This is a genomic window from Kitasatospora albolonga, assembly GCF_039535905.1.
Lineage (GTDB): Bacteria > Actinomycetota > Actinomycetes > Streptomycetales > Streptomycetaceae > Kitasatospora > Kitasatospora albolonga.
Window position 1 is genome coordinate 17,926 of sequence record NZ_BAAAYB010000035.1, and the last position, 11,109, is coordinate 29,034.

Sequence of the window (11,109 nt, forward strand, 5' to 3'; positions counted from 1 at the left end):
CGGACCGGGTCACCTCGTACGCTCGGGGGATGACCAGAGCCGAGCTGCCGTCGTTCGCCAGCCGGGCCGCCTCCGTGGCGCCCTCCGCCGTGCGGGAGATCCTCGCCCTGACCGCCCGTCCGGAGGTGGTGTCGTTCGCGGGCGGGCTGCCGGCCCCCGAGCTGTTCGACGTCGCCGGGCTGCGGGCGGCCTTCGACCGGGTGCTGGCGGAGACGCCGGACCAGGCGTTGCAGTACTCCACCACTGAGGGCGATCCGGCGCTGCGGGCCGCGATAGCCGAGCGGCTGACGGAGCGTGGGCTGGCGACCGGGGCGGAGGACCTGGTGGTGACCACCGGGTCGCAGCAGGGGCTGACGCTGCTGATCACCGCGCTGCTGGAGCCGGGGGACGTGGTGCTGGTCGAGGATCCGTGCTACCTCGCCGCGCTCCAGGCCTTCGCCTTCGCGGGGGCCCGCGTCGTGCCGGTGCCGACCGACGAACAGGGGCTGGTCCCGGAGGCGCTGGAGGAGGTGGTGGCGGCCGAGCGGCCCAAGCTGCTCTACCTGGTGCCCAACTTCCAGAATCCGACCGGCCGTACGCTCCCCGCCGAGCGCCGCCGCCGAGTGGCCGAGCTGGCCGGGCGGTACGGCTTCTGGATCGCCGAGGACGACCCGTACGGCGAGCTGCGCTTCGACGGCGAGCCGCAGCCGTGGATCGTCGGACTGCCCGGGGCCGAGGACCGCACCGTGCTGCTGGGCTCCTTCTCCAAGGTGCTCGCGCCGGGCCTGCGGCTCGGGTACCTGCGCGCGCCGGCCGCGCTGCGCCGGGCCTGCACGGTGGTCAAGCAGTCGGCCGACCTGCACACCTCCACCATCGACCAGGCCGCCGCCGCCCGGTACCTGCGCGACGCCGACCTGGACGCGCACCTCGCGAAGATCACCGCGGCCTACCGGGAGCGGCGCGACGCGCTGCTCGCCGGGCTGCCCAAGGCCCTTCCTCCGGGCAGCAGGTGGAACCGGCCCGAGGGCGGCATGTTCCTCTGGGTCACCCTGCCCGAGGGTTACGACGCCACCGAGCTGCTCGCCACCGCCGTCCGGCACGACGTGGCCTACGTCCCCGGCGCGCCGTTCCACGCCGTCGACCCGGACCCGCGCACCCTGCGGATGTCCTTCACCACCCACTCCCCCGAGGAGATCGAGGAGGGCCTGCGCCGTCTGGCCGCCGCTATCGCCGAGCACTGAGGAAGCGAGCCGGAAGCCCCGCCCACCGGGTCGCGGTGGGCGGGGCCGTTCGGTTCAGCGGGTGGTCAACCGGTCGCTCAGAACTCGGTCTTGACGGTGACGCCCTCGAAGCTCTTGGCCGCGAAGAGGCTGATGTAGACGTAGCCGGCCGGCGGCTTCTTGATGGTGAGGGTCTCCGCGTTGCCGGTCTTCACCGAGCGGGCGGTCCAGTCGGAGGTGGTGGCCCAGCCGTTGGGGTTGTAGTAGAGGTCGGCCTCGCCGGTGCCGCCGGAGACGGTGATCTTCAGCGAGTTGACCTTGGCCGGGAGGAAGACGAAGAAGGCGCTGTGGTTCCCCGCGGTGGCGGAGACGTTCGAGCGCTGGCAGTTCTTGCCCAACTCGTCCGTCCGGGCCGAGGTGCACTCGCCCTTGGGCGGCGCCACCACGGCGACCGGCTTGCTGGTGCTGGCGGTGGCGCCCTTGTCGTCGGTGACGGTGAGCTTCACGGTGTAGGTGCCGGCCGCGGTGTAGACCTTGGTCGGGTTGGCCGTGGTGGTGGAGGTGCCGTCGCCGAAGTCCCAGGCGCGGGAGGCGATGGTGCCGTCCGGGTCGACGGAGACGTCGGTGAAGTTGACCGACAGGCCGGTGGCCAGGGCGGTGAAGCCGGCCGAGGGAGCCTGGTTGACCGGGGGCGGTGGTGCCGCAGTCGCCGGCCGCGCACTTCGCCAGCCAGGCGGCGAAGTCGGCGTCGTAGCGGGTGCCGATGGTCGAGGTCAGCAGGGTGCGGGCACCGGCCCAGTCACCGGTGCGGTACTCGGCCAACAGCGCGGTCATGTCCTGCGGGTGGGACTGGAGCAGGTAGCGCACCGCCAGGTAGCCCCACTGGTAGACCTTGGTGGAGTCGGAGTTGTCGTAGGTGGTGTCGAACAGCGTGCTGAGCTTGTACGTGTTCTTGCCGGCCTCGGTGACCGCCCGGTCGTACGTGACGCCCCGGTAGGAGTAGGAGACGTACTCGGCGAAGCCCTCGACCCACATCACGGTCGGCGTGGTCTGCCCGGCCCTGAAGTCGCCGTACATGTCGAAGCGGCCGTCGAGGTAGTGGGTGTACTCGTGGTTCAGGTTCCAGATCTGGAAGTCCGGCCGGAGCCACTCCGCCTCGTAGGCGACGAAGCGCGGCTGGTTGCCGGCCGCCTCGGGCTTGCCCTCCAGGTACATGCCGCCGTTGTCGGTGGAGATGTCGAAGATCTTCCCGGCGTAACTCTTGTAGTCGGCACTGGAGTTGAAGACCACGACCTCGATCGAGGTGTTGTTGTCGTCCGCCACCGGGCCCTTGTCCTGGACGACCTTGTGGAAGTAGGCGTCCTGGCTGGTCAGGCTGGTACAGGCCGCGGCCAGGTTGGCCTCGGTCATCTCCTGCGCGACGATCCGGATGCTCGGGCTGCAGGTGTACTTGACCGTCAGGACGGCGGCCTTGAGCTTGGCGGCCAGGTCGCAGACCTCGTAGTAGGCGCAGTTGGCCTGGTCGTAGGAGTCGGCCATCTCGGCCAGCGCGATCCAGAGCGAGCCGGTACGGCCGGTGATGCTGCTGCGGCCGAGCAGCTCCTTGACCAGCGGGCGGATCGTCGGCTTCAGCGCGTCGTGGCGCAGGAAGCGGCCGAGCTCGCGGCCGGCGTTGGCGGCCAGGTACCACTGGTCGGTGCCGAGCAGGTCGTCGTGGGCGACGGCGAAGTCGCGCAGCACGGTGAACAGCGCCGGGTCGGCCTGCGCGGCGGGCAGGAAGTCGTCCATCTGGTGGCCGCGGAACAGCACGTTGTAGGCGTTGTTGGTCGCGGCGACCATGTACCACGAACTGTTGTAGGAGTTCGTGTAGTTGGTCAGCAGGCGCTTCACCACGTAGAGGTAGCGGGCGTTGCGCTGGGAGCTGTCGATCAGGGTGACGGTCTCGGCCAGGATGTTGCCGTTGGCGTCATTGGCGTCGGCCGAGCGCGGGGCCGCGAAGAAGGCGTCGAGTGCGCCCTCGATGGAGCTCTTCAGGGCCGGGCCGTAGTCGCCGACGGCGGTGTCGTACCACTGGACGAAGTAGCCGGCCCGCAGGAAGAGCACCAGCTGGAGGGTGGACGTGCTGTTGTCGCCGGGGTAGTTGGCGACGTTGGCGCGCAGCGCGTCGGCGATGGTGACCATCTGCGCCTCGCGGAACGCGGCCCGGGCGTCCGCGCCCTTCAGGGTGAAGAGGGTGTTCACGCAGCCGGGCTCGGCCGACTTGACCTGCTGGACCAGCGCGGCGCCGGTCTTGGAGGTGAAGTCGGAGACGGTGCAGGCGGCAGCCGCCGCCGCGGCGGCGCCGGCCGAGAGCTTGGAGCGGATCTGCTCGCTCTTCGCGGGGGTCTCGACGGTCTGGAACGGGGCGCGCTGCGCCGCGTCGACGGCGCCGTGGCCGTCCTCGGCGCGGGCGTCCCGGGCGATGGAGGAGATCGCGGGCTGCGGGGCGGCACCGGCGCGGGGCGCAGGGACGGGCTGCGGACCCTTGGTGTCGCGGGCCGCGGCCCTGGTGGTGGGGGGTGAGCAGGGCAAGACCCAGACAACAGATCAACGCGGCTACGAGGAGCCGCACGAGGTCCTTCGTCGTGGGGGAACTACGCATGGAGTGGCCTCCGGGCCGGTCTGCGAGCCGTGATTCGGGGCACGGCGTCTGAGGGTGCGGACCGTGAAGGGCGACGGGAGTGGTGCTGTCGTTCTGGCGCCGCCTGACGTGAACACGGTGGGGAGTGTGCCATGTACCATGGCACACATCACATGGCTCCGAAAGGGGTACGTGAAGGTTTCCTGAGAGCCTGACACCCCCTCAGTTGCCGTATCCCGTGCACCGCTTGGCTGGTTCGTGCCCCGCTCGTCTCAGCAGCTGCGCACGTGCGTGGCGAAGCGCCCCTCACAGTCCAGGACGTGGAACGCCACCGCCGGCGGCAGCCCCCGGTGCACATGCGCGTCCGGGGTCGGCCGCGCCTCCCAGGGGAGCCGCGCGGTCGACACCACGCCCGGGGCCACCACCAAGGGGCGGCCCGCGAAGGTGGTGGCGGTCGACAGGTGGGCGTGCCCGCAGAGGAAGGCCGCCACGTGCGGATGGCGGGCGGTCACCGCGGCCAGCCGCTCGGCGCCGAACTGCCGCAGCCCGTCCAGGTACGGGATGCCCAGAGGCACCGGCGGGTGGTGGAACGCGACGAGGACCGGCACCCGCACCGAACCCAGCACGCCGTCCAGCCACTCCAACGTCCCCTCGTCCAGCCACCCGTCGTCCCGCCCGGGGCGGGTCGAGTCACAGAGGGCGACGGCGAACCCCTCCGCGACGTGCAGCCGGTTCACGGGTGCACCGTCCACCGCCACGGGGTCCTCGCCCAGCAGGACGGAGCGGAAGGCCGCGCGCTCGTCGTGGTTGCCCGGCAGGACCAGCAGCGGGTGACGGGTGCTCAGCAGCTCCCTGGCCTCCCGGTACTCGGCCGGGCTGCCGTGGTCCGCGACGTCACCGCTGACCAGCACGGCGTCCAGGTCGTACGGCAGCGCGTCGAGGTACGCCATCACCGCGCGGGTGCGGTCGGCGGCCCGCGGCGAGCCGTCCAGGTGGGTGTCGCTGAGGTGGGCGATGACGGGCACGGGGCTCTCCAGGGTGGTTCACGAGAGGGACGCATCTCACGCTAAGCAGCGTCCGGCCCAGCGGTAAGGTCCAGTTCCATGACGGAGGACTGGTCCAGTACGTCGGCGAACCACGCGCCCCGTGCGCTCGACCTGCACCTGGACGTCGGTGCCCTCGGCCCGGGCCGCCGGCAGGCCGGACTGGAGCACGCCCTGCGGACCGCCGTCCGCGAGGGCCGCCTCGGCCCCGGCTCGGCCCTGCCCTCCACCCGGGCCCTGGCCCGCGAACTCGGCCTGGCCCGCGGCACCGTCCACCGCCGCCTACGACCAGCTGGTGGCCGAAGGTCTGCTGCTCACCCGGCCGGGCGCGGCCACCACCGTCGCCGAACTCCCGCCCACCGTCTCCGCGTTCGCGGCCGCCGCCCGCCCGGCCCCACCCGTCCTCCACGACCTCGGACCCGGCACGCCCGACGGCAGCGCCTTCCCCACCCGGGCCTGGCTGACCGCCACCCGGCGGGTGCTGGCCAGGGCCCGTCCCGCGGACTTCGGCCCCGGCGACCCGCAGGGCCGGCCCGAGTTGCGTGCCGCCCTGGCCGCCCAACTCGGCCGCACCCGAGGGGTGTTGACCACGCCGGACCAGGTGGTGATCACCTCGGGGTTCTACCAGTCGATCGGCCTGCTGGCCGAGGTACTGCGGGCCTCCGGCGTCACCGAGCTGGCGGCCGAGGACCCCGGCCACCGCACCTACCGCGAGGTGGTGGCCCGCGCGGGGCTGCGGGTGCTGCCCGTCCCGGTGGACGGCGACGGCGCCCGGGTGGAGACCCTGACGGCATCGGCGGTCCTGCTCACCCCCTCGCACCAGTACCCGACCGGTGTGCCGCTGCACCCTGACCGCCGCCGGGCGCTGGCGAGTTGGGCCCCGCCGCACGGACGGCCTGGTGATCGAGGACGACTACGACGGCGAGTTCCGCCACGACCGCCGCCCGGTCGGCGCCTTCCAGGCGCTGGCCCCCGACCGCACGGCCTACTGCGGCAGCGCCTCCAAGACCCTCGGCCCCGCCCTGCGCCTGGGCTGGCTCGCCCTGCCCCCGCACCTGGTGCGCCCCGTGGTCGAGGCCAAGGAGCGGGCCGACCTCTACACCGAGACCCTCGGCCAGCTCGTGCTGGCCGAGCTGATCGACACCCACGCCTACGACCGGCACGTCCGCGCCGCCCGGCTCCGCTACCGCCGGCGCCGCCTCCTGCTGCACCGGCTCCTGGACCGCCACCCGGACTTCACCCCGCACGGGGTCCCCGCCGGACTGCACACCCTGGCCACCACCGACCGCGAGGAGGCCGCCCTGCTGGCCCGCTGCGCCGAACTCGGCATCGCCCTGAGCGGGTTGACGGAGCTCCACCACGACCCGGCCGCCGCCCCGGGCCGCCCCGGCGGCCTGCTGATCGGCTTCGCCGCCACCTCCGACCACGGGTTCGAGCGCGCACTCCACGCCTTGGACGAGGCGCTCGCCAGCTGACCGACCTGCCCTGCCGGACCGGTCCGCCCCGCCCACGAGCGGTACCGGCTACCCGCGCCTCACTGCTGGGCGCACTTCCCCACGGCCGTCACGGTCCCGGCGGCCAGCCGCTTCTCCTCGCCGTTCACCTTGAGCACGATCCCGTCCGGCCCGGCCGAGACCAGATCGCCGCACACCTCACCGACCCGCACCGGGTGCGCGGGCGCGGGCGGCGCCCCGAACCAGGCCACCGCCACGGCCGCCGTGGCCGCCACCAGGCCGAGGACACAGCACCAAGTCGCCCGCCGCACGCCCTTGGTGACCCGTCCGATCTCCAGGTCCGTCCAGGCCCTGAGCCGCGGGCCGTTGCGCAGGATGGTCTCCCCCGGACTGCCGTGCGCGGCCCGGACGGCGAGCAGCGTCCCGGACACCAGCAGCACGAAGGCGGTGGCGACCGCGATGCCCGCCACGTTGCGCAGCCCGTCGGGGAGTTCGGCCAGTCCGTCCCGCCCCTTGAGGACGGTCAGCACGGCCACCAGGGCGGCCAGGCCCGACAGCCCGTTGCGCCAGCCCTCGGCCTGCTTGCGCAGCTCCGGCAGCTGGGTGAACTCCAACTCCCGTGCCAGCGCCTCCCATCGGCGGTCCGCCTGCTCGCTCACGGCGCCACCCCGATCTGCCAGCTCGCGCCGCAGCCGGTGAACGGGGCGTTCGGCGCCATCCCCGGATGGGGATAGCCGCACTCGCAGTAGTGCACCTCGGGCAGGGGCTCGGCGGGCACCGCCCGGTTCCGCCGGAAGATCGCCTTCGTCCCGGTGCCCGCCAGCCCGTGGGCCCAGTTGGTCTCCGTCCGCCCCTGGCACCGAGGGCACGGGCCCACCACCCGGACGCCCTTGCCGTCCTCCGTGCGCGTGTAGTCCGCCTGCGGTGCGTCGGGCAGCCGCTGCTCCACGTACGGCTCCTCGAACCTGTGCTCAGCCATCCTGCTTCCGTTCTCCCAAGTCCAGCCCGAACATTCCCCGGTAGAGCTCCAGCCGGTCCCAGACCCACTCCTCGCCCTCGCCGATCTCCCCCGCCACGAACGCCACGTCCTCGCGGCTCACCCGCCCCGTGACGGCCGGGAGCAGCCCGTCCAGGTACACGGAGAGGATCGCGAAGTCCTGCCAGAGCGGCAGCACGTCGGGCCGCTCCGGCACCTGCGGCGCCGGGCCGAGCGCGAGGTAGGGCTCGATCCGCCGCCACACCTCGGCGACCGACTCGCCGAGCCGGCCGGCGATGCTCACCAGGTCCAACGGCACCAGCGGAGTGCCGGAATCGCTGACCCGGTAGTCGTCCTTCAACGCTGCGCGGGTGGGTGCGTCGCACGAGGCGGAGTGCAACGCGGCGATCTGCTCGGACGTCAGCTCCGGTACCAGCGCGCCGAAATCGCGGACCCTCGCCAACTCCCGGTACGCGTCCCCGGGGTCGCGTCTGCCCTCCAGCCCGGCGAACTCGGCCAGCAGCTCGCCGGTCAGCTGCTTCCACTTCGGCGGGTCGGCGGGGCGACCCGCCCGCAGGGCGAGCGGATCGGACTCGCCGCCCTCCAGCAGCGCCCTGCTGTGCTGCGGGCCGGGCCGGAAGCCGGCGAGGCCCGGTGGAAGCTCCGGGCAGGGGAGCCCGAACCGGTCCGCCATCGTCCGGGCCAGCGCCCAGACCTCCTCCAGCGGCTCGCCCAGACGCCGCGCAGCGGCGAACAGGCCCGCTTCGGTCATGCGCTCGGCCGGACTGATGCTGTCCTCACCCTCGGAGCTGCCGTTCGCCATCACGACCTTGGCTTGGAGGCGCAGCTCCCGCCACTCCCGGATCAGCTCGCTCCCGGGCGGCAGCGGGACACCCAGCCGGCTCAGCTCCTCCACCGCCTCGAGGACCTCGTCGGGGTGTGCGAACAGGCTTGCCCGCACCATCGCCCCGAGCCCGGTCTCCCTCTGCTCCCGATCGGAACACATCGCGGCCGTGACCCGGGAGGGAATCAGCTCGTCCGGCGACTCCCCTCGCCCGGGCCCCGGAGCACGGGCCAGGCCCAACTCCCCCGCCAGCTCGGCGACGAGCTCGGCCGCCCGCCGCACGGTGATCTCCAGCTCGTGCGCCAGGGCCACCTCCGCCAGGGGCAGCAACTGCCAGCCGTCCTCCCGGCGGACCGTCAGTTTCGTGAGCGCCGAGCGCACTTCGGCGGGGGAGTACCGACCAGGCCGTGACCGCCGACCGGTCCGGGCACGTCCACCCGAGCCAGCCGTATGCCTCCAGGGTGTCCAGAACGGTCTCCACGTCACCGTCCGGAGCCACTTCCAACACGTCCCAGTGCGTCGTGACCCGACCGGTGCCGACGTACAGCACGTCGATCTCCGCCGCCGTGGTCACGTGGTCCCGGTGGTGGTCCGGGACGGTGGGAAGCTCCAGGCCGTGCAGCGGCGCGAGCCGGTGCAGGCGGTCGACCAACTCACCCAGCGGTCGACGGAGCAGCATGGACGCCCAGAGCAGGCCGTCCAGCTCGGAGAGCCACATGCGTGTGTAGAAGCGACTGTCCGTCTGCTGTGCCGGCAGCGCCCAGTCGAGCGCGTCGATCAGGGGCAGGTCACCGTCGGACAGGGCGAACCGCGCCAACTCCGGTACCAGGCGTGGAGCGGCCAGCTCCGGGTGGCAGATCCGCAGAGCGCGTCCCTCGCGCTGGAAGTCGCCCAGGCTCAGACCCCGGTCGGATGCCTCCCGCAGGACCGCCTTCCAACCGTCGGCCAGGACCTCGGCCCTGGCGAAGTCCCCGGGTGCGGCGACGGGGTAGCCCGTGAGGAGGCGCGGCGGCACCTGCCCCTCCAAGGTCCGGGCCGCCCACCGGGCAGCCGTGCGCCAGTCGATGAGCGCGGAGGGACACGGAGCTGGAGAGTCTGTGCAGGTCCGCGGCATAGGGGTCTCGGTCGAGATGGCACCAGCCGGCCTCGCCCAAACGGACGTAGCGGCCCTCCTCCTCCCGCTCCACGGCCACCGGCACGGCCAGGCCCCGGTCCTTCAGCCTCGGCCAGAGAGCCCGGGCCAGCGGGAGTTCACGGAGCTCCAGGTGCCAGAACCACTCCATGCTGATCCGGGGCCAGGCGATCAGCGCGTCGAGCCCCGCCAGGCACGTGACCGTCTCCCACTCCCGGTCGTACTCCTGCAGCGTCTTGCGGTCCACGCTCAGCCGCCCGGCCCGCGGCCCGGTCAGGTTCAGCACGTACCCGGTCGGCCGCCGGTCGGAGACGATCCCGTCGCAGAGCACGGCCCCGCTCCCCCGCACCCACCAGAGCGTCCTGTCCACCGCCGCTGGGCGTCCCCGTCGGCGTTCCACGGGCCCGGGCGCAGGACGTCCGCCACCCACTCCTCCGCCAGGTGCCCGTCCCTCGCCTCCATCGCGAACTCGCTGACCGCCACGTGGCGGTCCAGCGTCGTCACGCAGGACAGCTCGGCCAGGTCCGCGTCCTGGCGCAGGTAGAGCCGGACCCGGGTGCCGCCCTCCGGGAGGTCGTCCTCCGTGGGGTCGGTCTGCTGCTGGATCCGGAAGAGACTGCGCTGCTGGGGATCCCCACCCGCAGCGACGTGCGGGGCCACCACGCCGTCCGGGAAGACCTCGCGGGTGACAACGGTCATCTCCTCGGCCAGCATGAAGTAGCTCAACACCCCGATCCCGAAACGCGAGTTGGGGTAGAGGCGCAGCTCCGGGTCGTGCCGCAGCCAGGCCGCCTGCTCCCGCCGGAACGACCGCGACTGCTCGAACCGCCGCCCGCCCGCGTGAACGTCGACTTCAGCTGCTCCCGGCCCATCCCCACACCGTTGTCCCGGCACTCCACGTACCGCCGCCCAGCCGCGTCCACCCCCTGCGTGAAGGAGATCCGCCCCGTCCACGGCACCGGCACCGGCCCTTGGCGCGCAGGTACCGCCAGCGCATCGCGCGGTAGCGGCAGGCGTCCATCGCGTTCTGGTACAGCTCACGGATCGCCAACTCCGGCTCCCCGTACAGCTGCCGACCCATCAACAGCTCCGCACCTCCGACTGCGCCAACTGGAAGCGCAACAACGGGACCTCGTACCGGGCCCGCCCGTCCCGGGAGCCCGCCTCCAGATGGGTTGTCGGTCACGCGCTGCGGAACGGCCGCCAGCAGGTCCGCCTCCCGGGCCGGCAGCCGTTCGCGCCCCCGGCCGATGCCCTCCGCGATGCGGTCGGCCCGCTCGACGATCTCGGCCATCGCCGCGTGCACGGCCTGGTGCGGACTCACCAGGTACAGGTGGAGAAGCCCCTGGGCGTCGCGCTCCCACTCCGCCTCCCGGACCACCCGCAGCAGGAGGTCGGGCGTCACGGGGTCGGAGACGGCCAGATGGTCGGCGACCACCGAAGGCAGCGCCCCGCGCGTCGGCGGCCAAGGCGGCCGCCAACCGGAGCAGGGCGGCCAACGGACGGATCCGCAGTGCCTGCGCGGCAAGGCCGAACGGGCGGATCCGGACCTCCTCCCGTCCCGCCTCCGACTCGGCGGGCAGGTCGAGCCCGATCTGGCCCGCCAACTCCCGTAGTGCGGAGACGAGTTCGGCCGAGCGCGATCCGCCGACCAGCTCCGCGAACTCCCCGGCCGCCTGTGCCGGCACGGCGACCGCGTCCGTCTCGAACCGCTCGTTGACCCACCGGTGCGCCAACCAGAGCGCCAGGTCTCGGCGTCCCCAGGGCGATTGCCTCCAGGCAGCGTTCCAGCCGCCGGGCGAGAGGGCGGTAGTGGTCGTGCACCTGCTCCAGGTGACGCC

General features: G+C 73.0%; 8 protein-coding genes and 3 pseudogenes. 2 read left to right on the top strand and 9 right to left on the bottom strand.

What is annotated here, in order from left to right:
* Positions 1-29: 29 nt before the first annotated feature.
* Positions 30-1,220 (top strand): aminotransferase-like domain-containing protein, encoded by a 1,191-nt coding sequence (locus ABD946_RS09020; RefSeq protein ID WP_345281794.1) that lies wholly within the window; start codon positions 30-32, stop codon positions 1,218-1,220.
* A gap of 77 nt (positions 1,221-1,297) precedes the next feature.
* On the opposite strand, the gene ABD946_RS09025 is transcribed toward ABD946_RS09020, so the two are convergent.
* The 3 genes and pseudogenes from ABD946_RS09025 to ABD946_RS09035 form a co-directional block, all read right to left on the bottom strand.
* Entirely contained in the window at positions 1,298-1,852 is a 555-nt protein-coding gene (locus tag ABD946_RS09025) for a PKD domain-containing protein (RefSeq protein WP_345281803.1), read from the bottom strand.
* Between the two features lie 46 nt (positions 1,853-1,898).
* Positions 1,899-3,770 (bottom strand): annotated as a pseudogene (locus ABD946_RS09030) (collagenase); the annotation flags it as partial.
* A gap of 321 nt (positions 3,771-4,091) precedes the next feature.
* Positions 4,092-4,844 carry a metallophosphoesterase gene (locus ABD946_RS09035; RefSeq protein ID WP_345281795.1) on the bottom strand — a complete coding sequence of 251 codons (753 nt, stop codon included), beginning with the start codon at positions 4,842-4,844 and terminating at the stop codon, positions 4,092-4,094.
* 78 nt (positions 4,845-4,922) lie between these two features.
* Here ABD946_RS09035 and pdxR point away from each other — a divergent pair.
* Positions 4,923-6,337, top strand: a pseudogene (gene pdxR / locus ABD946_RS42590) (MocR-like pyridoxine biosynthesis transcription factor PdxR).
* A gap of 59 nt (positions 6,338-6,396) precedes the next feature.
* Here pdxR and ABD946_RS09055 read toward each other — a convergent pair.
* The 6 genes and pseudogenes from ABD946_RS09055 to ABD946_RS42595 all read right to left on the bottom strand — a co-directional run.
* Complete coding sequence (locus ABD946_RS09055; protein WP_345281779.1) at positions 6,397-6,975, bottom strand: hypothetical protein; 579 nt, start codon at positions 6,973-6,975, stop codon at positions 6,397-6,399.
* Complete coding sequence (locus ABD946_RS09060; protein WP_345281777.1) at positions 6,972-7,295, bottom strand: hypothetical protein; 324 nt, start codon at positions 7,293-7,295, stop codon at positions 6,972-6,974. Before ABD946_RS09060 ends, ABD946_RS09055 begins: the two co-directional genes overlap by 4 nt.
* Entirely contained in the window at positions 7,288-8,517 is a 1,230-nt protein-coding gene (locus tag ABD946_RS09065) for a wHTH domain-containing protein (RefSeq protein ID WP_345281797.1), read from the bottom strand. Before ABD946_RS09065 ends, ABD946_RS09060 begins: the two co-directional genes overlap by 8 nt.
* A gap of 1,030 nt (positions 8,518-9,547) precedes the next feature.
* Positions 9,548-9,994 (bottom strand): hypothetical protein, encoded by a 447-nt coding sequence (locus ABD946_RS09070; RefSeq protein ID WP_345281798.1) that lies wholly within the window; start codon positions 9,992-9,994, stop codon positions 9,548-9,550.
* A gap of 127 nt (positions 9,995-10,121) precedes the next feature.
* Positions 10,122-10,706: a hypothetical protein gene (locus ABD946_RS09075; protein ID WP_345281799.1), complete on the bottom strand. Its 585-nt coding sequence runs from the start codon at positions 10,704-10,706 to the stop codon at positions 10,122-10,124.
* A gap of 25 nt (positions 10,707-10,731) precedes the next feature.
* A pseudogene (locus ABD946_RS42595) lies at positions 10,732-11,109 on the bottom strand (hypothetical protein); the annotation flags it as partial.